The 21,213-nt window shown below is 41.1% G+C and carries 17 protein-coding genes and 2 pseudogenes; 4 read left to right on the top strand and 15 right to left on the bottom strand.

Features of this window, described 5'->3' with window-relative positions:
• Nucleotides 1–247 precede the first annotated feature (247 nt).
• The 5 genes and pseudogenes from MKY18_RS08740 to MKY18_RS08720 form a co-directional block, all read right to left on the bottom strand.
• Nucleotides 248–1,156: a trypsin-like serine protease gene (locus MKY18_RS08740; RefSeq protein ID WP_044141413.1), complete on the bottom strand. Its 909-nt coding sequence runs from the start codon at nt 1,154–1,156 to the stop codon at nt 248–250.
• A gap of 195 nt (nt 1,157–1,351) precedes the next feature.
• A complete protein-coding gene (locus MKY18_RS08735; protein WP_113767722.1) occupies nt 1,352–4,495 on the bottom strand; it encodes a bifunctional cytochrome P450/NADPH--P450 reductase in 3,144 nt (1,047 codons plus the stop codon).
• Nucleotides 4,496–4,516: 21 nt separating this feature from the next.
• Nucleotides 4,517–5,095, bottom strand: coding sequence for a TetR/AcrR family transcriptional regulator (locus MKY18_RS08730; protein ID WP_065097358.1), 579 nt, complete (start codon nt 5,093–5,095; stop codon nt 4,517–4,519).
• Nucleotides 5,096–5,318: 223 nt separating this feature from the next.
• A pseudogene (locus MKY18_RS08725) lies at nt 5,319–6,031 on the bottom strand (DUF421 domain-containing protein).
• Nucleotides 6,032–6,095: 64 nt separating this feature from the next.
• Nucleotides 6,096–8,312, bottom strand: a pseudogene (locus tag MKY18_RS08720) (RNA ligase).
• Nucleotides 8,313–8,422: 110 nt separating this feature from the next.
• On the opposite strand from MKY18_RS08720, the gene MKY18_RS08715 reads away from it, so the two are divergent.
• Nucleotides 8,423–8,614 (top strand): hypothetical protein, encoded by a 192-nt coding sequence (locus MKY18_RS08715; RefSeq protein WP_106067599.1) that lies wholly within the window; start codon nt 8,423–8,425, stop codon nt 8,612–8,614.
• Between the two features lie 11 nt (nt 8,615–8,625).
• On the opposite strand, the gene MKY18_RS08710 is transcribed toward MKY18_RS08715, so the two are convergent.
• The 8 genes from MKY18_RS08710 to MKY18_RS08675 all read right to left on the bottom strand — a co-directional run bounded on the left by MKY18_RS08710 (nt 8,626) and on the right by MKY18_RS08675 (nt 16,582).
• Nucleotides 8,626–9,534, bottom strand: coding sequence for a DMT family transporter (locus MKY18_RS08710; RefSeq protein WP_065097354.1), 909 nt, complete (start codon nt 9,532–9,534; stop codon nt 8,626–8,628).
• A 143-nt stretch (nt 9,535–9,677) separates the two neighbouring features.
• A complete protein-coding gene (locus tag MKY18_RS08705) occupies nt 9,678–10,400 on the bottom strand; it encodes a lactate utilization protein C (RefSeq protein ID WP_065097353.1) in 723 nt (240 codons plus the stop codon).
• Complete coding sequence (locus MKY18_RS08700) at nt 10,400–11,818, bottom strand: LutB/LldF family L-lactate oxidation iron-sulfur protein (protein WP_065097352.1); 1,419 nt, start codon at nt 11,816–11,818, stop codon at nt 10,400–10,402. Before MKY18_RS08700 ends, MKY18_RS08705 begins: the two co-directional genes overlap by 1 nt.
• Nucleotides 11,819–11,839: 21 nt before the next feature.
• Complete coding sequence (locus MKY18_RS08695; protein WP_065097351.1) at nt 11,840–12,556, bottom strand: (Fe-S)-binding protein; 717 nt, start codon at nt 12,554–12,556, stop codon at nt 11,840–11,842.
• 239 nt (nt 12,557–12,795) lie between these two features.
• Nucleotides 12,796–14,391, bottom strand: a complete 1,596-nt coding sequence (locus tag MKY18_RS08690; RefSeq protein ID WP_065097350.1) for a M48 family metalloprotease — start codon at nt 14,389–14,391, stop codon at nt 12,796–12,798.
• Between the two features lie 272 nt (nt 14,392–14,663).
• The gene (locus MKY18_RS08685) at nt 14,664–15,515 is read right to left on the bottom strand and encodes an SDR family oxidoreductase (protein WP_065097349.1); all 852 of its coding nucleotides are present in this window, start codon (nt 15,513–15,515) and stop codon (nt 14,664–14,666) included.
• Nucleotides 15,516–15,646: 131 nt separating this feature from the next.
• Nucleotides 15,647–16,060 carry an Rrf2 family transcriptional regulator gene (locus MKY18_RS08680; protein ID WP_065097348.1) on the bottom strand — a complete coding sequence of 138 codons (414 nt, stop codon included), beginning with the start codon at nt 16,058–16,060 and terminating at the stop codon, nt 15,647–15,649.
• Nucleotides 16,061–16,108: 48 nt separating this feature from the next.
• Nucleotides 16,109–16,582: a VOC family protein gene (locus MKY18_RS08675; RefSeq protein WP_081277103.1), complete on the bottom strand. Its 474-nt coding sequence runs from the start codon at nt 16,580–16,582 to the stop codon at nt 16,109–16,111.
• Nucleotides 16,583–16,742: 160 nt separating this feature from the next.
• Here MKY18_RS08675 and MKY18_RS08670 point away from each other — a divergent pair, with 160 nt between their 5' ends.
• Entirely contained in the window at nt 16,743–17,186 is a 444-nt protein-coding gene (locus MKY18_RS08670) for a DUF2188 domain-containing protein (RefSeq protein ID WP_044141422.1), read from the top strand.
• Nucleotides 17,187–17,329: 143 nt separating this feature from the next.
• Here MKY18_RS08670 and MKY18_RS08665 read toward each other — a convergent pair whose 3' ends face one another.
• Nucleotides 17,330–18,178, bottom strand: coding sequence for a Ku protein (locus MKY18_RS08665; RefSeq protein ID WP_003211891.1), 849 nt, complete (start codon nt 18,176–18,178; stop codon nt 17,330–17,332).
• A 116-nt stretch (nt 18,179–18,294) separates the two neighbouring features.
• Here MKY18_RS08665 and MKY18_RS08660 point away from each other — a divergent pair, with 116 nt between their 5' ends.
• Nucleotides 18,295–20,163 carry a DNA ligase D gene (locus MKY18_RS08660; protein WP_106067603.1) on the top strand — a complete coding sequence of 623 codons (1,869 nt, stop codon included), beginning with the start codon at nt 18,295–18,297 and terminating at the stop codon, nt 20,161–20,163.
• 34 nt (nt 20,164–20,197) lie between these two features.
• The gene (locus tag MKY18_RS08655) at nt 20,198–20,893 is read left to right on the top strand and encodes a YoaK family protein (protein ID WP_065097345.1); all 696 of its coding nucleotides are present in this window, start codon (nt 20,198–20,200) and stop codon (nt 20,891–20,893) included.
• Between the two features lie 40 nt (nt 20,894–20,933).
• Here the strand turns inward: MKY18_RS08655 and MKY18_RS08650 are convergent, their stop codons facing one another.
• Nucleotides 20,934–21,152, bottom strand: a complete 219-nt coding sequence (locus tag MKY18_RS08650; RefSeq protein WP_044141425.1) for a hypothetical protein — start codon at nt 21,150–21,152, stop codon at nt 20,934–20,936.
• Nucleotides 21,153–21,213: the final 61 nt, after the last annotated feature.

Here is a 21,213-nt window from a genome sequence, read left to right as displayed (position 1 = left end):
TAAGGCGACAGCAGTAATCCAGCCTCTTCTCATCTTCAAAAGTGTGAGACCTCCTCATTTTTCTCAAGCAAAATCTTGACTTAAAGGAAATGTGTCATTTTAATGTATGAGTCGTTCACGAATGACATGTGAAAAAAATGAAGAGGCTGAGAAGTCAATAGATCTTTCAAGCATAGACAGATAGACACTTGTATCCACATAAAAAAGCTTGTCCCCTATGAAGGAAACAAGCTTTATGATCTAGCTTTTATTGCGCTTTTGCATAGTTGATAAATTCAACAAAGGCAGCTGTCGCTTTTGGACCGCCATTAATCGTTCCGTTTGAATACCCTGCGTTATGAACCCCAACGATTTGCTGATTTTGATCTAGCATCGCTGAGCCTGAATTTCCGCTAAATGTATCAATCGTATAGTATGCAAGATTCGTATCTTCTCTTGTCACAGGACCTGACATCTCCCACTGCGACACCTTGCCAGTCGATCTCATTTTATCACCTGGATATCCAGAAATTTTAATCGTTGTTCCAGTTAAGTTTGTCACCTGACGGATGGAACGGTAACCGACTGTATTGCCAATGTTCGTATCTGTTTTGATCACGGCAAAATCATATTGGCTCGCACCTGTATTGATATATCCGCTTGGTACATAGAACTCTGTCATATTTGCTGACCCATTTACCGCAGTGCTATCATTCATCCCTGGATACACCGATCCTTTTGCACTATAACTTCTTGATGCTGTATTGTACACGCAGTGTCCGTTTGTCAAAATTTTGTTAGGGGCAATGAGTGTCCCCGTACAGCTTGAGCCGCCAAATGTAATATAAGCAATTGAATTATATGGTGCTACTCTTGTGTTTGCTACTTTTGTTCTACCATCGTCTCCAATGACGACTTTAGTTTGAAAGTCTTTTAAATATTTTGATAGTGGTTTTACTTTTTCGCCAACAGTTGAAGATAGATCATCCACTTTGTCAAAGGATGAGGGGGATTTCGTATCATTGTGGAAATCACTTGAAGAGATCACCTTTCCATCAGAAGTCACCATATCATAATCAGACGTTAGTACTGAATCCGATGCGGCGTGGGCAAAACTAGGCACACTTAAAGCACCAAAAACGAGTAGAGAAGGGAGTAACATTTTCACCTTTTTCATCATATTCCTCCTTTATGTCCTATATCAAAAATGATACGATTGTTTCATATTGGAGTAAATGAGAGAATATTCTTATTTTTTCAAAATATTTCATTTTTAAATTAGGTGTTTTGTATCTTTCCAACTTTCATTCTATCGATCTCACCTCTCTTGATGAAACAGAAAAAACCGCCTAATTGGCGGTCTTTCCTTTTGTTAGCTCCACACATCTTTTACATATCTATTGTCATTTGCAAGAGTGGTTAGCCAATTTTCAGCTGCTTCCTTCGTGCATTGTTTCTCGTGTTGATAGAGGTCGATCAGTGTAGCCTCTACATCAGGTGCCATGACTTTTCCGTCCCCGCACACGTAAAGATACGCACCTTCATCGAGTAATTTGATTAGCATACCGCCGTCTTCTTTTAACAAATGCTGGACATATATTTTTTGGTCTTTGTGACGAGAATAAGCCCGGTGGATGTGAACGACTCCTTTTTGCGCCGCAAGCTGCATTTCTTCAAAATACAGATCATCTTCATGAGGGTGACGGCAGCCAAAATATAGGTGAGCTTCCCCTAGTGGTTTGCCTTCCTTCTGCCACACTTCTCTTGCTTGAACAAATCCTCTAAATGGAGCGATTCCTGTACCCGGTCCGATCATGATCATCGGTAATTCAGATGAAGGTGGCAGCTGGAATCCTGCCTGCGCTTCATGGAGGAAGCAGGCGACTTCTTCACCTTCCTTCAAACCGCATAAATAGTTTGATGCGACTCCGGCATATTCTCCGCGGCCGCTCCACGCTTTCCCTTTCACAACCGCCACTGTGATACTGACTCTTTTTTCATCGACCTTTGGTGAGCTAGAAATAGAATAATAGCGCGGCTTCAAACCTGGTAAAAGTGCTAAAAAGTGCACAAATGGCAGCTCACATGCTTCATATTGATCTAGTAAGTCAAGCATGGTTACTCGTTTCTTTAAAATAGCTTCTTGATACGCTTCACCAGCCATTTGCTCAAGCTCCACGCGGTGAGGCGGACAAACTGTATATGCGGCGAGCTCTCTTAGCTGCGTACGTGTTGCAGGCTCTTGAAGCTCAACATGTGACGCAAGTAATTCTCTCATTTGAATCGGCTGATCTAAAGGTAAATGATTTGCTTCTTTCTCAGAAGAAAGCTTGATGTGCTGCTTAGGATCTAGATTGAAGCGATTGATCACCCGCTGCACGAGTGCATCACAATTTTTCGGAACAATTCCGATATGATCCCCTTCTTTGTATTTTTTCCCTTCAGGCAATTGCAGTTCAATATGTCTTGTTTGCCGCTCACTTTTCTCAGATTGTAATTCCTCATTTTTCAGTACAACAGCTGAAAAGGCACCATATGTTTTCGCCACAGGACGTTCTACTAGCTCATTTGTATAAGCAACTGATAGTTTTGAGTTTTCCTTACCTTTTTCTTGGAAGGTGAGCTTAAATTCTTTTGCGAGCTGCTTGAAGACCGTTTTCTGGAATGTTTCTTTATCCTCATCCATATCTCCGCCTGCATCACCTTCTCCTAAATCAGCTACACGCTTCGCACCTTTTCTTTCAAGTGCTTCATCAATGAGACGAGGAATACGCTGGTACGTACTCGCCCAATTTCGATCTCCGCATCCAAACACAGCAAATGTCACGTTTGTTAAATCCTGCTCTTTCTCCTGCGTGACCCAATCCACAAATTTTTTCGCATGGTCAGGCGGGTGTCCATTATATGAAGCGGTCACGATGAAGACTGCACCCTTATCTGGTAATTGACGTGTATAGTCATCAAGCGGAGCAGTGGTCACATCAAACCCTTTTGCTTTTCCTTCTTCAGCCAATTCGTTTGCGATTTGCTGCGCCGTGCCAAGATTTGATCCATATAAAACAAGCAGTGGTGTACCATGACTCTTCACTTTAGACTCATCAGTTGTGGTGCTTTTTTTCGTCTCTTCTTTCGGTGGTACCATAAAGAGTTGCTGCTTCCTTGGCCGCACTTTGATTTTAAAATCGTTTGGCTTAATCGTTAAAGATTCTTTTAAATCAAGTTCGTATGATGTGTGATCAATCAATTCCAGGTTGTGCAAGACCATTGCTAGCACCATTGTGGCTTCATGAAGAGCAAATTGCATACCAATACATGCACGCTGTCCATTCCCAAAAGGCTTGTAGGCATGCTGCGGGATCTTTTCAGGGTGTAGAAACCGCTCTGGTTTAAATTCTTCCGCATCCTCTCCCCATACCGCTTGATCACGATGTAACTTAGGTAGCAGCACGGAGACACTTTGGTTCTTTTCAATCGAATATTTCCCTCCGATGACGGTGTCCTCTTTCGCATAAAGAGAGAACGTAGGCGCTGTTGGCCAGAGGCGAAGAGATTCATTTAAAACCATACGAGTGTAATTTAGTTTTTGTACCTGCTTAAATGTTGGCAGTCCGCCTTGCAGCACATCATCTGCTTCTTGGACGGCTTTCTTTAATTTTTCTGGATTCTTTAATAAGAAATAAATCGCAAAGGATAGCAGCCCGCTTGTTGTTTCGTGCCCAGCTATCAAGAAGGTAATGATTTGATAGCGAATATTTTCATCTGACAGGCGCTCTCCTGTTTCAGGGTCCTTTGCATGCAGCATGAGGGACAGTAAATCATTGCCCGTTTTATCTTGTTTTTTCCGTTCTTGAATAATGTCATCTACTAATTGCTTCATAAAATCGACATTTTCTTCAAATTTTTTTCTTCTTTTGATCATTAGCTTATCTGCAACCGGCAACCGGCTCGCCTGATCCATCGCTTCGTTTAAACCATTCAGCATACTTTCGATGAATGGATGCTGATTTTCTTTATAAAAACTGTTAAACCTGAAATCAAAACCACAAAGTCCGATCGTATCTAAAGTAAGCTTTGTCATATCCTCTGCTACTTCAATTTCTTCATCACGGCCTGTTCTTTGCCATTTTTGTACAAGCTGTGTGGCAATATCGAGCATCATCTCATGATAGCCCTTCATGGCCTGCTGACTAAACGCCGGCATCAAGATGTGGTGAGCCTTTCTCCAGTTCGGTTCTTCTGTCCAGCTCGTAAATAACCCATCCCCTGCAAATGCTCTTACTTTATTGAGACTAGTCCCAATGTATTTATCAAAACGGCTCTCATCACATATTTCTTGGACAAGTTCATGATTAGAAACAAAAATACTTGTTGCTTTTGAAAATTCAAACTGAAAGATCGGTCCTAATTCATCTGCTAGCCTCCAAAAGGTTTGAGAAAGCTCCCCCTTTTTGATATGGGGAATATTTTTAAAAGGTCCGTATGTTTTTGGTTTTGGAATGATTGATGTTTGTTGCATGTGCCCACTCCCTTTATATCATTAAGAAGCAACGCTAATGGCGCGCCATAAACATTGCTCAATGTCCTCTAGAAATTCAATCGTTGGCTCTATTTCTTCTGCAAGAATTTGTTTATGCAGCTGTACAAAGGCACCAAATACAATCGATAGAATGGTTCTACCTGAAAGATTTGGATGAATCCCATCCTTTTTCCCTTCTTCAAAGATAAGGAATAGTTCATGTAACAAATGCTGCATTTTCTCTTTGCTCGTCTCGTCTAAGTAATGGGATCGCTTATCAATTTCTAAAAAATATAGCCCGCTTGGATTCTCCTTTGTAAATAAAACCAAGCAATAAAATACATGCTTAAAGTACGCCCGAATACTCGCCTTTGGATCTGGACTGTTTGTGTTCATTTTTTCGATAAATGAAGAAAGGCTGCGCTGGTACAAAATATTGACGAGTGCCTCTTTACTGTCGAAATAACGGTAAATGGTTCCCGCTCCGACGTTTGCTCTTTTTGAAATCATCGGCATCGTGGTCCCATCAAAGCCCCGTTCAATAAATAAGTCCAGCGAAGCCTTCATAATCTGTTCTTGTTTATCAGTCACTGCTGGCACTTCATCCCCTCCTCACCATAGGAATGAACATTCATTCCGCAAACGGTATATTATATTAATATTTTAATTTCTTCTATATACACTTAAACACATTTATTTTTTTCCGTCATCACATTTTCTGAAAATAATAATAATTGAGAAATGATGCCTAGTCAGACAGAAGCCAAAGGACTTATAAATATTGTCAGATATGTGTCAGGCGGGTGACATCAGCACTACATCTTCATTCTTGATCAATCGGAGAGTGAATGTGGTCGTCATATGTATCAATATATAAACTGCCATTACTTGAACGGACTGCGTATACAATGTCCTTTAAGGAGAGCTGCCTTTTCTTAAGCTCTTCATCTATCCACTCCACAGTTAATTGATTTTCTTGAATGTTTTTCAAAATGAGCTTTCCGTCCATGATCACTTCGATAGGCATGTAGCCCTCTGCCTTCATATACAATTGAAGATCCTTCCGAGTGACATTTTCAAACGAAGGATATTTTTTCACTGACATATGTCCATCTGTTTCAATCATGGCAAATTCAACTTCGCTAATATCAAAAATGTCTTTTTCTCTCAGCTGCTGATTTAAATAATCAAGTGTATACCTCATTCCCTTCATATTCTCTTCAAGAATTTTGCCATTTTGTATGACAAGGGTTGGTTTACCGGCCATAAATCCTCTCAATTTTCGGCTCCTTAAAGCTATCAGCGCGAAATCACATAAATGATCATGACAAGCGTGACAAAGGAAATCGTCGTGTGATGAAACGGAAGCGTTGTATTAAACGCGAGACTCGCCGCAATTGAACCTAAGCTAATAGCTGCTATAAAATCAAAAATATTCATTTGCGCTATGGTTTGCTTTCCAAGAAGACGTGCTCCGCCAAATAAAATCGCAAAAGCAAACATCGTCCGTAAAATGACTTCAATATAGTCAGGCATGTAAGGGTCCACCTTTCAATTGCATCAAAAAAAGCCTTTTCTTTAGAAAAGACTCCTTTTTAGACTATGCATTTATTCCATCATTATTCAACTCGGCAGCATCGCTTTGCTCAAATTGTGAGCGCAGCTCAATAATGGAGCTATTTCTGACAGCATTGGCATCTTGCTCAAGAAGCCACGTATAAAATCTAGCTTGCTCCGCTGTTTGTAATGCCTGCATATATTTTTGCGTGGAATGCTTCTCTGCAACGCGCTGTTTGATCGCGCGCATCTGCTTCCAGAATTGATAATAAGGAAGCTTGAGCTTAGTCATAAAGCCGCGATCATCCTCAATGACATATCCCTCTTCTTTGATCGAGTCGTCATGAGAAACGGCCTGATACCATTTATAAAAAGACGTCCAATTATGGAACACAGCCACTTCCTGCTTGCTGGATATTCCAAGCTGTTCGCTTACTCTTTTCACTTCAGTAAATGGTGCCTTTTCATAGCTTAGCTGACGCTTCACTATATCGAGCAAAATGAGTTGATCATGATCATATGTGATAATATGCGGGTCTTTCTCTGGCAAAATGACTTCAAACACAAGAGATGCATTGTGGTCACGTACGTATGATTTGATGTAGTCGACCTGCACGTCTCCGAAGGTCTGATAGAATAACTCTTAGACCCAGGAAGCATGCTGATTTTGCTTCACATGAGATGTATACGATTTGGACGTAAACACCAATTCATCTTCCATTTCGTTATACCCAACCGTCCCTAAATATCCATTTGCTTTATCATAGACGGTGACAGGAAATTGAAGGTGGTTCACTAAATGATGCATTTTTGTCTCCGGACGCTCATCAATGTTAAAAAATTTGTTGTAGCTTCTTGAAACAATCTGCTTTGACACCATATTGACAAACAAACCTCTTGCCTTCACATTCACATCATCCCACTGCCGTTCACTAAACGCTTTTTTCGTAAAATTAAAAGATGAAATGTGGTGCGGAAGCTTTAATTCCTGTACATATTCATGTTGATCTAAGTGAGCTAAAAAGTCATCTAGTGAGATATCTGGTTGAATAGCGGCTGATGGTTTTTTCTCAGAAGCTCTATAGATTGGGTTGTCAATTTCATGAGTCTCAATCCCGTCAGCTGTGATTTTCATCACCCTCAGCTGTCCCCCGAATTCAACCTGGCCTTCTAGATTATAAGACCTTTCCGCTGCTTGAGTAGGCAGCCTGTATAAATTGCGATGCCCGTGAATTTGAATGACATCTAATCCAGCAGTATTTTGAACAAACAAGTGATCAATGTCATCTGAATATTCACCTACACCGTGAATGAGCTGCTGTGTTGAGACATGCAGAAGCTCTTCTGGCAAATGAGCAAGCCCCCCGTGGGTAACAAGAAATGTCTTGTCATGGTACGTAAAATACGTAAGCTGATGAAATGTTCTGACAAACTTCCGTACTTCTTTTAAATCAAAGTCTGCTGCTTCGATTTCAGGTGCAGTATGCCGGTTAAACATATTGCTTCTTACTTTTTCACCATGTGCAAACCGGTATAAATGCTGATCATGATTACCCTCAATCACGATGACATTCCGGCATTCTCTATGTGCGAGCATCCATTCTAATACTTCCTTGTTTTCTATACCTCTATCAAGTAAATCACCTGCAAAGATATAAAGTTCATTTTCTTTAATATCTCCTTGCAAATAGGTGGTCAGAGCGGTATGACAGCCGTGAATATCTCCAAAAACATGAATGGCCTCATATTGATCGAAGGATCGAGGCTGATAGGTCATCACTTGTGGATATTCCTCAGGCTGCAAGACAGTCACCCATGACGGGACCTTTTCTGTTTTTAGCCGCTCATTCATTTGATATAAAACAGACTCCCGCACAACTTTGTGAGCTTCCCGTGAGCGATTTTGCAATAGAGCTGTTTCAAGCGGCACCTGCGTGAAATCGACGACATACACCCTGTAACGATACGATGTGGCCAGCGATTTATATTGAGATATCGATTTGCTTGAAATATGTGTCGCATCAATCACAGTAAAGTCTCCGCGTTCCATACGTGCTGTAAGCAATTCAAATAATAAAGACCAGACTTTGTGGTCATGTTTGCTTGAAATTTCTGGTTTCCCATTGACAGATAACTGCGGAGGCTGGGTCAAAAGACGAATCTGATCCGCTGATAACGTGTAAGGCTCTAAGCCTTGGGCTTTGATCCAAGTTGATTTCCCTACCCCTGGGAGACCTCGTAAAAGGACTAAAGTTCTCATATTGGTTCTCCTTTAATAAGTGATATTTTACCTATTATAGATAAATGATGGATAAATCTCAATCTTTTATCGATTATGGTAATATATAGATAGAAAGGGAGGTTTTACGTATGCCTAATGGGGAGAATATGGCATTTAACATGGGTGATCTTCTATTTCAAGTGTTCTCTCTTCTATTCATTGCTGCTATCGTGACGATCTTTGTCATTGCTTTTCGAATGATCAGAAGAAAACGAATGGAATTGAAGAAGGTTGAGGAAAGATTGAACAAAGTGATTGAAAAAAACGATTTAAAAGAGTAAAAATCCGGAATTTAACCGGATTTTTTTTGTTTCATCACAATTCTTTGACGCTGCTGCATCAAAAAGAAAAAGACGCCTAAAAGGACAAGAAAACCGCCACACATTTGGAGCAGCGTGACTTTTTCTCCAAGCAGCCATACAGCAAGAATCGTGGCTCCAACAGGTTCGCCAAGGATACTCATTGAAATGGTTGTGGCATTGACATAGGTTAAAAGCCAATTATTAATAACATGAGACATGGTGGGGATGATCGCAAGCAATAAAAAGATTCCCCACTCTTTACCTGGATAGCCTGTAAAAGGAGTTTGCTGAATCCAATTGAATAAAATTAAAAAAAGACCGGCAAAACCAAACACACAAAAACTATAAATCCAATGAGATATCTTTCTGACAGCCTGTTGACCTATTAATAAATAACAAACAACCGCTATTATACTTAAAAAGGATAAAATGTCTCCTAGGATGGCTTCCTGGCTATGACCTATGTCTCCCCACCCAATCATAAGTGCACCAACAATTGCGGCACACATCGTCAAAAGTGCAGGCAGCGTCGTTCGTTCACGGAAAATGAGAAAGCCGCCTAATAAGGAGACCATCGGCTGAAGAGCGATGATAATAGTAGAGCTTGCCACAGTCGTCAGCTTTAGTGAGCCAAACCACAACACAAAATGGAGTCCTAAAAAGAAACCTGACATACATAAGAAAAACCAGTCTCTTCGCTGAATCGAGAGAAATTCTTTTTTTCGAGGCAGAATAAACGGCAGCATAAAAACCGCGGCAAAGATCATTCGATACATGCTTAAAATAGCAGCAGGTGCATTTGACCATTTCACAATAATAGCAGAAAACGAAATGGCAATAATTGAAATCACAAGCGGTAGTGCAATTGATTTCTTTTGAGCAGTTGACTTCATGTCCATAAGCAGCTTCCTTTACATCAGCAGTAGATGAGAAGTTCATCTTGTATGTCGTCATCTTACTATGTCCAATCCGCTAGAGGCAAGATGATTTTAAAACTTGTGTGAGCTTTTTTGCATGAAAAAAGGCTTTCATCTCGAAAGCCCTACTCATCATCTATCAATAGATAAACGGCCCGAACTGGACCATGAACACCTACCACTAAATTCATCTCAATATCCGCAGAGTTACTCGGACCTGATATGAAATGAATCGCACCTTTCGCCTGCTCTCCCTCTTCTACCGAGCGATTAAGAGCCGAAACAGCTTGAATCATCCGCGGAACCACCGTGCTTTTTTCGATACACACGATATACATCATCGGTAAAAAATGGAGCGCTCTTCCTTGGCCCTGATGGGATGAAAGGACAACTGTCCCTGATTCTGCTAAAGTGTAATCACTGAATACAACCGAATACGCCGCTTGTTCTGCCAGCCTGATATTTTCTTCCCTTGAAGCCTCAGCATTCCAGCTGGTGACTGCGAATCCTTCGTGCTGCAAGCTGTCAAACATCGGATAAAATCCATATTGTTCAAAACGATGATCGCCCGATGTCATCACAGAACCCTCTCCATACTCTGTCATCAATGATCGTAATACAGAGGGCGCTTCCTGTGGTGTTGTTTCGACCACTCTTGTGTGAATTCGTTGACATTGCTTCTTCAGTTGCTCGACTAGTTCTTCTTTAGACAAAAGTCCGTTTGTTTCCCACTGAACTTGATGCTTCCAAGCTGGACGCTGAATAGATGCAGACGGGGAGGAATCCTTCCCTAATTGCTTACGGATATGAGCTAAAAACGACTCTCGGTGAGAAATGGTTCCCTTCATCACTGCTCCTCCTTCTGTCTCTTTTTAAACCAATCCCTGAATCTTTCTTTACTTGGAGCTGGCAGGTCACGAATATCTGTCCAATTCTTTAAAGGACCTATTCCTTTTGAAATCTGTCCGTTTGAAGCCATACGATTCATCAATACAGGAGCTGCTTTTGTTCCGAATTGATACATCCCGGGAGTCGATGCGCCCATTCCGAACATTTTCATCGCCATCATTTCAGCTTTAGGCGCTCTCCCCTCTTTTTCAACGATGACTTGTCGATGTTTTATTAATAACTCGTGAAGCGGGATCTTTACTGGACAAGCATCTGTGCAGGCCGCGCAAAGACTAGATGCAAAGGGGAGCTCTTGGTAGTCATCATAGCCGCCAAGAAGCGGCGATAAAACAGCACCAATTGGCCCCGGGTAAATCGATCCGTATGAATGTCCGCCCACATGCCGGTAAACTGGGCACACATTGATGCAGGCTGCGCACCGGATACATTGGAGAACAGGCTGAAAGGCAGTACCTAATATATTGGACCGCCCGTTGTCCACAATGACCAAGTGAAATTCTTCTGGTCCATCCACTTCTTCTCCTTTTGGTCCGACGACAGAAATATAACTCGTTAATTTCTGACCGACTGCACTTCTGCACAAAAGACCAACGAGGACATCTAGTTCCTCCATCGTTGGAACAATCCGTTCCATGCCCATAACGGCGATATGTGTCTTCGGTATAGCCGTAACAAGATCGGCATTCCCTTCATTTGTCACAAGGCAAATGGAACCTGTATTGGCGACAGCAAAATTACAACCGGTGACACCAATATCTGCTTCGAGGAACTTTTCACGTAAGATGGCTCTCACAAAACTCGTCATATCTTCAGGTGTCTCTGACATCTCATATCCGAGCTTTTCGTGAAAGACTTCTCGTATTTGTTCTTTCGTCATATGAAGAGCAGGTGCCACAATATGTGAAGGAGGTTCATGATCATTTACTTGCAGAATATACTCACCAAGATCGCTTTCCACCACGTCACAGCCGATCTCTTCAAGCGCTTGATTCATTTCAATTTCTTCTGTGACCATTGATTTTGATTTAACGATCTTTTTGGCCGCCTTTTTCTGTGCCACATGTTGAATATACGCCGATGCTTCTTCCTTTGTTTTTGCAAAAAAGACATGTCCCCCGCGTGCACTAACGCTTTCACTTAGTTGGTATAAGTAGTCATCGAGATGCTTCAGCGTATGCTGCCTGATTTCCTCGCCAAGTTCTCGCCACTTTTCCCAGTTGCCAAGCTCTTCGCTCGCAGATAGCCGCCTTTCATACAGGCGTTCCTGCGCTGAGGAAACAGCCCCTCTCATGACCGTATCTTCTAATCCTTCCCCGATTCGTTCTTTAAAGGCCTTCTCTCCAATTTTCATACTCATGTGCCGTTCCCCCTCTTAAAGTCAGCGGCTATTTAATACCTCTGCGATATGCATCACTTGAATGGGTTTATCAAGACGATTCAGTCTCCCGCCAATATTGAGCAGGCAGCCGCAGTCAGCACCAATGATGTATTCGGCGTCTGTCTCCTCTATGCTTTGGACTTTCTCATCGACCATTTGTTCAGAAATAGGTGTCATTTTTATTGAAAAGGTTCCTCCAAATCCGCAGCAATTTTCTGCGCGCGGCAATGGTGTCATCGTCAAATCTTTGACATTTGACAACAGTGTGAAAGGGGCTTCCTTAATTCGCAGCAGTCTCGTCATATGACAGGATGTGTGATAGGTTACGTTTCCTTTCAGGCTCGCCCCTACATCTGTGACGTGTAATATATCAACAATAAACTCTGTTAATTCATATGTTTTCTCAGCAAGTGCCTCAGCTTTTGCTGACCACACTGGATCTTCTTTTAAAAGTTGAGGATATTCTAAAAACATCGCCTTACAAGAACCTGACGGCGTCACGACATATTCAGCTGATTCAAAGGCTTTGATCATGTTTTTTGCTGCTTTAATGGTTTCTTTTGCATAGCCGCTGTTAAAGGCTGGCTGTCCGCAGCACACTTGTGCCTCTGGAAATTCCACTTCTACACCGAGCCTTTCTAATACTTCCACTGTGGCCTTTCCTACATTTGGCTGGATGGTGTCGATTAAACAGGTAACGAATAAATGGACTTTCATCGGCGAACTTCCTTTCTTTGCTGCAATTTGATTTATCAATTTGGTCATCTGATGACGAAATAACAGGCTTATTTTCATTTTAATCCCAAATTTCTGAAATTTCAACGAAGTGATTTGTCTAAATTTGGACATTATGGCTCGTGTGGATGAATGAAAAAAACGCCCTTTTGATAGGACGTTTTCATATGTTTATTTTGAAATCATTTCACGAATTTTTTCTTTGATAGGTGTGAGGTGGCCTAATTTTTATTTATGTTCTCAATTCTTTTTTCGAAAGAGGGGTGACTTTCACGCCATTCAGACTTTCTTCCATAATCTCCATCTTCTTCTTCAATAAGATTGCTTAATTTAATCAAAGTATTGAGATACAGTGTTTTATTCTCAAGATGGGAAATAGCAAAGTTATCAGCTTGAATTTCAAACAACCGGCTGATTTTCTTTGGCAGCCATTCCGTTATGAAAACCATGAGAATTATTCCTATTGGGAAAATAAGAACATATTGCCACCATCCGTTAGCAAGCATAACCTGTCTAGCATAATACATACTGATGCCCATAAATAATGTTACGATCAAAGTTAGAAACATGGTATAATGCGCATGTTTTAACTTCGCATGCCCCATTTCATGGTATAAGATGGCACGAATTTCATCTTTTTCAAACTTATCTAACAACCCTTCTGTCACATACACATCGACTCTTCTTTTAAATGGAAGTTTAAAAGAATATATCCAGGCATTCACATCCTGTTGAGAGTCTTTTTTCACCCAAATATTTACCTTTTGGTTTGTCTTATTCTCAATATCCTTGCGAATATTCATGAATGCTTCCGTATTTAAAAGTTCATATTTGTTTATTATTTTTTGAATGATTGAGTAACCAAAAATAAATAATATGATTAGGGCGAAGTACCAGCCACAAAATAGAAAAAGGTTATCCATGATCTTCGCTTGAAATGACAAAGGAAGTAATAAATATGATCCGAAATATAGCAAAGATAATGTGGCAGCACCAAACAAAACAACTTGCTCCCTAACATTCATTAAGAACGAATTTCCTGACGCGCCTTCATTTTCTTCTAAATCTTCAGGCGTATCTTTTGTAGTATACTCAAATGAATAAGCTGTCAATAAAATTGACAGGAAACTAGGTACAAGTATAGAGAGAATAATGCTTAATACATAAGAGCCTGTTATTGATAGCACATATCCCATTAAGAAATAATAATTTAATCCCAAGGGAAGAAAAATGGCTAAAACAAAGGGGATAAATAATGTGAATAGGTTTTTCATAGATTCATGAAGATTAAAAAATAAAAATAACATAGCTGGAAAAAGAATCCCCATTAAGGTAATTAATATAATATATGTGGTATTATGCTTAAAACCTGTTTTGACCTTGGTAGTTTCTGTTAAATTCGTTAGATTATATTTAGAAAAAAAAGGATTTTGCGATACCTGTTCCATCTTGATTTTATCATCATGAATAGATACAAAACCTCTTCTTAGAAAAACTGTTGCCTTATCTTTCATTAATTTGTCAGTTTCAATTGTGCTAATTCCATCCCTAGATGGAATCTCCGTGAAATGTATTTGATTTCCCCCCAATTGAAAGGCTGCTTCTGAACGATCTTTGGAGTGACCATCTTGATAGGTTAATAAAAAGCCACCCTGATAAAGAGAATGAGAGATTAATACTTTTGGATTGTTATCTTTATTCGAATCAAGTAGAACAAATGGAGAAACAACTGCTGAACGGATACCAACTTCAATCAAAATGACTATTATTGTAATAATGCTTGCAATAAAATAAGAAAGTGAGGCTTTTCGTAACATTTCATCACCTGCTTATGTAGGTTTAAAAAGGTTGCATATGTTAAGAAAGAGTGATAGCCATTATATACGTCCATTTTCCATAAGAACTTATTGAAAATCTAACCCTTATTATTAGCTTCCCTATGCTAGGGTACACTTTCTCAATTAAACAGGAAGAATAAACAAATAATAAGCCTAAATTCCATTTTAGTCCCCAACTTCCTGAAATTTCAATGAAGTGCTCGTGTAGATTGAATGAAAAAACGCCCTTTTGATAGGACGTTTGAGAAAATTTATTTTGAAATCATTTCACGAATTTTTTCTTTGATAGGTGTTAAGGGGCGGCCTAATAAGGTTTTGAAATCATCGCTTTCAATGGCTAAGGCATCATCGCGAATTCCGCTTTGAATGGCTTTGACAAATGGCACAGCTTCTTTTGGTACACCATTAGAAGCTAAAAATTCCCCAAATGTGTCGACATCAATTTGCTCCACTTTGATCTCTTTTCCGCTCACTTCACTGACAATGCGAGCAAGTTCAGTATGCGTCCGAAGAGGTCCTGACAGTTCATATTTCTCCTTGTCATGTTTAGAAAGTGTTAACGCATTTGCGGCCGCTTCTGCGTAGTCATTTCTTGTTGCCCAGCCAACCTTGCCATCACCAATTGGACTTAAATATGGTGCGCCGCTAACGGCTGCTAGTATCGTATCTTTTTCATTTTCTACATACCAATTGTTTCTTAGAAACACATGAGGAATGCCAGAGGCCACAATGGCTTCTTCAGTTTTTGCGTGGTCATGTGCAAGGACAAGCTGACTCTCTCTTGCATTCACAACGCTAGTATAAGCAATAAAAGATACACCAGCTGCTTTCGCCGCTTGGATGGCAGCCGTATGTTGCTGCACGCGGTCACCATCCGCAGTTGAAATGATCAAAAGGCGGTCAATGCCTTGAAAGGCTGCCTTAAGGGTGTCTGGCTGAGTAAAGTCTCCGTGGCGTACATCCACCCCAGCTTCCTTCAAATGTGCTGCCTTTTGCGGATTTCGAACACTCACCGCAATTTGTTCAGCTGGTACCTTTTTAAGTAAATGCTGGACGATGAGCGATCCAAGCTGTCCTGTTGCGCCTGTTACTAATAACTTCATAATGTTTGACCTCCTCATTTTGTGATTCACGGTGATGTTTTGGTACACCTTTACGTATCCGTTTATTCGTTATAACCATTTCGATTACAACAATTGGTGTAAAAAAAGCCCAAGTTCAGCCTGAGCTTCTTTTATTCTGACTCTGTCAACAATTGCTGGATGGTCACTTGTTTGAGGTGATTTTCAAGCGCCGCTTGAGCTTCTTTTAGTTCACTTCTCAGTCTTGTATCCATCGCTTGACCAATCGGACATGCGATGACTGGCTGATGGAAGTTAAACAATTCTTCATCCTCGCTTACATCGACAGCGCGGTACACATCTAACAGCGTGATGTCCTCTGCCGGTATTTTTAAATAAGCACCGCCTACTCCGCGGCGTATCTCAATGAGACCCGCCCGTTTGAGCATTGCCATCATTTTTCGAACAATGGCTGGATTTGAATTCACACTTTCTGCAATAAAATCCCCTGTACACTCTTTTTGAACACCTGCAATAAATGACAAAATATGAACAGCAATCGGATACCTGCTGCTAATTTGTTTCACAATCTTTCACCACCGTTGTAATCAATATAGTTACAATGAGTGGTTTTGTCAATCAATAAACGGATTTTTCTTTCGATCCCAGTCCTCATATGTCATGATATCGTAGTCTTCTCCTGTATCAAGCTCTAGCGGTGCAATGCATTCAAGCAGATTTCCATCTGGGTCAAGAAAATAGATCGCTGCATGAAATTGCGGCGGGTTATCTAGAACTAAAGGCTGCTTCTCTTCTGAAAAGCCGAACATTGGGTGAATGCCGATGCCTTTTTCAACCAGCCAATCCTTGATTTGTTCGATACTAGACGTTGTAATTTGAAAAGCAACGTGCCGGGTCGAAGGATGGTACGGGAAGTCATTGATATCTACTTTCCACAAGCCAAGCCAGCTCTTACCTTTCTCAATCCATAAAAAAGCAACTCGTTCATTTTCGTGAGCAAGTGTCAATTCCAATTTTTCATAAAACGCAATAGACGCCTTCAAGTCACTCACAGGTAAATGGGCTTCATACAAACCTTTTATCATCATCAAAATCACTCCTTTTCTACCTTCTATTCTGCGGGATTTAATGAAATTACACCTCAGCAAAACGATGTATTTTATCCCCTTCATTGGTTTGAGAAGAATGAGATGTTTGATCCATTGCAGATGGGGGAAGGTGTTCAAATAAAAGAAAGGAGCGTTTTTTATGCCTTGGACGATGAATGATTATCCGGCTTCATTTCAATCGTTAGATCACATCATTCGAAAAAAAGCGCTTGAGATTGCGAACAAAATGATACAGGAAGGCTATGACGAAAGTAGAGCCATCCCAATTGCGATCAGTCAAGCGAAAGAATGGAAAAAGAACGCAACGGAGAAAGAGATCGAGAATTTCTCAGCTCATGGTTCTGTCACGCCATCTAAAGACAGCAGCTCCGCAAGACCAGAGCTCATGGATCATGCGCAGCATGTCGTCAAACATGAAAAAGGCTGGGCGGTTCAAACAGAGAAAGCAAAACGAGTAAGTGAGATCAAAGAAACGAAACAAGAAGCAATTGACCGGGCAAAGGAGATTGCATCTAATAAAGGGACTTCTGTTGTTATCCATAGAAAAGATGGGAACATTCAGGACGTGTTAAAACCGCAATAAGATCGCCCGTAAGCAGTCTCAGCGTGTAGGCAAACCCTCGCATTCGTTGTCAGGTCTGCGCTCCGGTGCTCGTTCTTCCTAGACTTCAAAGGTTTTCTATCACGCTGAAAAGAAGAAAGAGCCCGCTCGAAAGCGGTCTTTTCTTATGCATTCTTTTCTTTTTTAGCTGGTGCTTTTCTTTTTTTAGGTGCTGCCTTTTTCGCTTTGGCTGGTTTTGATCGGTCGATTGAAGCCTGAAGAGCCGCCATTAAATCGGTCACATTGGATGCAGGATCTTTTTTACCTGTCGTTTCTGGCTGAACTGTATGTTCTCCAGATATTTTATCTCCAATTAAATTCATCAGCTGTTCTCTGTATTCATCCTGATAGGCAGCTGGATCAAAAGTTGTGGTTAATTGCTCGATTAAAAGAAGCGCTGTATCTAACTCCTTTTTCACAATGTTTTCCTCTTGGGGGATATTCGGTACATCTGATACCTGTCTAATTTCATCAGGGAAATGAATGGTTTCCATCAGCAAAATATGTTCATAGCACCTAACAATTGCTAATTGCTCCTTTGAGCGAATCATAATCTTTGCCACACCAATTTTCCCCGATTCCTCTAAAGCTTTTCTTAATAATGAATAAGCCTTCGCTCCGCCGGTATCTGGTGATAAAAAGTAACTTCTTTCATAATAGATTGGATCAATCTCTTCTATTTTCACAAAATCAATGATTTCCACGGCTTTTTCTTCATTTTCTTTTCGCAGTTTTTCAAGCTCTTCCTCGTCTAATTCAATGAATTTATTTTTTGCATACTCGTACGCTTTTACAATTTGTTCTGGTGCCACCTCTTCCCCGCAGTTGGCACAAACCTTTTTATAGTTAATGGGCGTGTGACACTCTTTATGCAGCTGTCTTAACTTAATATCTTTGTTCTCTGTAGCGGTAAACAGCTTCACTGGAATATTGACTAGTCCAAAGCTAATGCCGCCTTTCCAAACTGTATGCATCGCGTCGCCTCCGTTCTTTTCTCCTTACTATGCAATGTTTTCGTTAGACTTATGTATGTGAATGAAAATTTCATCCCACTCTAAGAACACATCATATGAGGAAGTGACATGCACAAATGAAACCTATGCGATTAACGGCTGCACATGATGTTCCTACCGGTGCAGACTGGGTGTATGAATTAAAATATGACGGCTTTCGAGTCATTCTGACGTGGGATCAAAACAAAATTCATTTAGAAAGCAGAGCCGGAAAACGATTAAACGAACAGTTTCCTGAGGTGATTGAACAGTGCGAACAATTAAGGGATCAGTTTGCTCTTTTTTTACCTCTGACGTTTGACGGGGAATTGGTCTTTTTACTGGATGAACAGCAAAGCGATTTTGCGAGGGTTCAGCAAAGAGGCAGGCTGAAAAACAAAGAGGCTATAAAGCTGCAGGCTGAGCGGTTTCCATGTCATTTGATCGCATTTGATCTATTAAGATGCAAAGGGCAATCTCTAATTGATTTGCCGTTGATGGAAAGGAAAAAACAGTTACAGCAAGTTTTCAAAGCAGCAAAACTTCCGCCATCTGTTCAGCTTGAGCACCCTTCCCTTCTTCAACTCATTCATACAGACACAAATCCTGAACATATGAAAAAGCTGATGACGACGTATTTAGCAGAAGGACTCGTTGCGAAAAAAAGGACGAGTAAATGGCACGACAATACCCGGTCAAAAGAATGGTTGAAAATCAAAAACTGGCGATATATCTCTGTCATAGTGACTCGTTTTGATAAAGAAAATGGCTACTTCCAAGGCTGTATTTATCAAGGTCATCATCTCACCGAGGTTGTCCAATTCAAGCATGGATTTTCTAAAGAAGAAGAACAAATGCTGCGTACGCTCTTTCAAACAAAAGGCAATCAAACAGGGACATCAGGATATGAAATCCCACCTTCTATCGTCGCGAGCATTGCTTGTATCTCCTTTGATGGATCCGCCTTAAGAGAGCCGCGTTTTTCTTCCTTTTTACTAGATACTGATCCAGCGACGTGTACGTTTCAGCAAATGCTCAAACAGCTATATCCGCTCCCTGCTGTGATTGACATCACTCATCCTGAAAAACCGATTGTGCCAGCTCTTCATCTGAACAAGGCAGATTACATACTTTATTTGAGACAAGCCGCTCCCTATCTCTTGCCCTTTTTACGTGAAAGAAGGCTGACTTTAATTCGGTTCCCTCATGGCGCCGCCGGGGATGAATTCTTTTATCAAAAATCGACACCTGATTATGCGCCAGATTATGTGTTGACCGATCAAGCTGATGATATTTCATACACTGTCTGTAATGACCCTCAGACGCTTCTTTGGCTCGGCAACCAGCTTGCAATGGAATTTCATATTCCCTTTGAAACAAGGGATACGAACCGGCCGGTCGAAATCGTCTTTGATTTAGACCCGCCGTCTGTTAACGAGTTTCATCTAGCGATAGAAGCTGCCAAGCGAATCAAAACGCTTTTAGACGGCCTCTTTCTCACAGCCTTTATTAAAACAAGCGGTGGTAAAGGACTGCAAGTGTATATTCCATTAAAGAAAAATGCCTTCACATACGAAGAAACGAGAACATTTACCGCGTTTATATGCCAATTTTTATGTGAACAAGCCCCTGAGCTATTTACTCTGGAACGTCTTAAGAAAAAACGCGGCAATCGCTTGTATTTAGACTATATTCAGCACGATGCTGGAAAAACAATCATTGCGCCCTATTCACCAAGAGGAAATGAGCTTGGACTTGTAGCGACACCGCTTGAATGGGACGAACTCCATCAAGATGGACTTCATCCTTCTTTGTTTACCATGCCAGCTGTGATAGAGCGTCTAAAGGAAAAAGGCGATCCATTCCGCCGCATGAGGCACCTTGTAAATGATGACACTTTCAGACAAGTTTTGCACCGGCTTGAGGACATTATCCCGGCACATAAGATGGACATACGCGGTCATTAAGCGTTACACTTACTCATTAGAGAGTAAGAAAGGGATGACCATTTTGACCGCACTTTCATTTCGAAATATAGCACTTATTTTCTTGTGCCTTGCAGCAGGTATTGTGGATGTGATTGGCTATTTGAGCTTAGGGCATGTATTTACAGCCAATATGACAGGTAATATTGTGCTGCTTGGCATTGCAGCAGGAAGCTCCTTGCAGCTTACGGCCCTTCATTCCATCACCGCACTGAGTGGATTTGTTTTAGGGGTTTTACTTGCTGTTGTGATAGGCGGAAAGAATGAGAAAACGTTTTGGCCAAAAGCCGTTACACGTATCTTTATCATAGAAGTCCTGATACTGCTTCTATTTGCTCTCATGACCATTTTCCCTTATACACAAGGTGCTTATTTTATGCTGATTATCCTTTTAAGTATGGCCATGGGCCTACAGACAGCGGCCGCCCGCAAATTAAATGTGGCTGGCATTTCCACAACGGTTCTAACGAATACACTCGCCAACCTATTTGAGGATTTGGCTCAGCGCATTTCACATCGGGAAAAAAGAAAAGCTCCCATTCAGCATGTCAGTTTCATGCGAATAGGCTCTATTGTCTTTTACTGCCTAGGTGCTGCTTTAGCGGCATACACTGATGCATACGATCCGTTTATCATCATTTGGCTGCCTATCTCTATCCTGGGAGTCATTGTGATAACTGCTGCATTTAAGCACTTTCATCAATTGAAATAGCCAATCGTTAGATGGCTATTTCAATCACTGTAATGAAACACTAATAACTTCTTACATAAAAACCAGGAGGACGCCCCATAATGAACGTGGAGCCATACGGATATCCAGAAAAAGTCCCGAATCCACCGTATCCAGGGAAACCGCCTAAACCAGAGAACACACCAGGGCTCACATAATACCCGCCAAAGCCGATATGAGGGCCCACTGCTCCTCCACTAAAACCGCCGCCGTGAAAGCCTCCATACACCCGTGGATCCATACAATCACCTACCTTCTAGATACACTTCATCTCATCATATGTATGACAAACGGAGCGGTGT

This window comes from Bacillus sp. FSL R7-0672, from assembly GCF_038601465.1.
GTDB classification, from domain to species: Bacteria; Bacillota; Bacilli; order Bacillales; family Bacillaceae; genus Bacillus; species Bacillus pumilus.
This window is presented reverse-complemented; position numbering and strand designations above follow the sequence as displayed.

What these genes read in the sequence shown, in the direction of transcription:
- MKY18_RS08710 (WP_065097354.1), bottom strand. Translation starts at nt 9,534, where the DNA reads ATGGACATGAAGTCAACTGCTCAAAAGAAATCAATTGCACTACCGCTT.
- MKY18_RS08650 (WP_044141425.1), bottom strand. Translation starts at nt 21,152, where the DNA reads ATGGATCCACGGGTGTATGGAGGCTTTCACGGCGGCGGTTTTAGTGGA.
- MKY18_RS08705 (WP_065097353.1), bottom strand. Translation starts at nt 10,400, where the DNA reads ATGAAGGGAACCATTTCTCACCGAGAGTCGTTTTTAGCTCATATCCGT.
- MKY18_RS08700 (WP_065097352.1), bottom strand. Translation starts at nt 11,818, where the DNA reads ATGAGTATGAAAATTGGAGAGAAGGCCTTTAAAGAACGAATCGGGGAA.
- MKY18_RS08660 (WP_106067603.1), top strand. Translation starts at nt 18,295, where the DNA reads ATGAAACCTATGCGATTAACGGCTGCACATGATGTTCCTACCGGTGCA.
- MKY18_RS08715 (WP_106067599.1), top strand. Translation starts at nt 8,423, where the DNA reads ATGCCTAATGGGGAGAATATGGCATTTAACATGGGTGATCTTCTATTT.
- MKY18_RS08670 (WP_044141422.1), top strand. Translation starts at nt 16,743, where the DNA reads ATGCCTTGGACGATGAATGATTATCCGGCTTCATTTCAATCGTTAGAT.
- MKY18_RS08690 (WP_065097350.1), bottom strand. Translation starts at nt 14,391, where the DNA reads ATGTTACGAAAAGCCTCACTTTCTTATTTTATTGCAAGCATTATTACA.
- MKY18_RS08665 (WP_003211891.1), bottom strand. Translation starts at nt 18,178, where the DNA reads ATGCATACAGTTTGGAAAGGCGGCATTAGCTTTGGACTAGTCAATATT.
- MKY18_RS08740 (WP_044141413.1), bottom strand. Translation starts at nt 1,156, where the DNA reads ATGAAAAAGGTGAAAATGTTACTCCCTTCTCTACTCGTTTTTGGTGCT.
- MKY18_RS08695 (WP_065097351.1), bottom strand. Translation starts at nt 12,556, where the DNA reads ATGAAAGTCCATTTATTCGTTACCTGTTTAATCGACACCATCCAGCCA.
- MKY18_RS08675 (WP_081277103.1), bottom strand. Translation starts at nt 16,582, where the DNA reads ATGATGATAAAAGGTTTGTATGAAGCCCATTTACCTGTGAGTGACTTG.
- MKY18_RS08655 (WP_065097345.1), top strand. Translation starts at nt 20,198, where the DNA reads ATGACCATTTTGACCGCACTTTCATTTCGAAATATAGCACTTATTTTC.
- MKY18_RS08735 (WP_113767722.1), bottom strand. Translation starts at nt 4,495, where the DNA reads ATGCAACAAACATCAATCATTCCAAAACCAAAAACATACGGACCTTTT.
- MKY18_RS08685 (WP_065097349.1), bottom strand. Translation starts at nt 15,515, where the DNA reads ATGAAGTTATTAGTAACAGGCGCAACAGGACAGCTTGGATCGCTCATC.